This is a genomic window from Streptomyces ochraceiscleroticus (assembly GCF_000720485.1).
In the GTDB taxonomy this organism is placed as follows: Bacteria; Actinomycetota; Actinomycetes; order Streptomycetales; family Streptomycetaceae; genus Streptomyces; species Streptomyces ochraceiscleroticus.
On sequence record NZ_JOAX01000115.1, the window covers coordinates 1 to 311 of the forward strand.

The following is a 311-nucleotide window of genomic DNA, read 5'->3' on the forward strand; positions in this document are numbered from 1 at the left end:
CCGTTCGTGCTCCAGTCCGCCGAGGTCATGAAGACCGCGGTGGCCTACCTGGAGCCGCACATGGAGAAGGTCGAGGGCGACGAGGGCAAGGGCACCATCGTGCTGGCCACCGTCCGCGGCGACGTCCACGACATTGGCAAGAACCTCGTCGACATCATCCTCTCCAACAACGGCTACAACGTCGTCAACCTCGGCATCAAGCAGCCGGTCTCCGCGATCCTGGAGGCCGCCGAGGAGCACAAGGCCGATGTCATCGGCATGTCCGGCCTGCTGGTCAAGTCCACGGTGATCATGAAGGAGAACCTGGAGGA

General features: G+C 63.3%; 1 protein-coding gene. It reads left to right on the forward strand.

Annotation, left to right across the window (positions count from 1 at the left end):
* Positions 1-311, forward strand: a 311-nt coding sequence (locus tag IG84_RS38580; RefSeq protein WP_037801490.1) for a cobalamin-dependent protein, incomplete at both ends; no start/stop codon positions are given.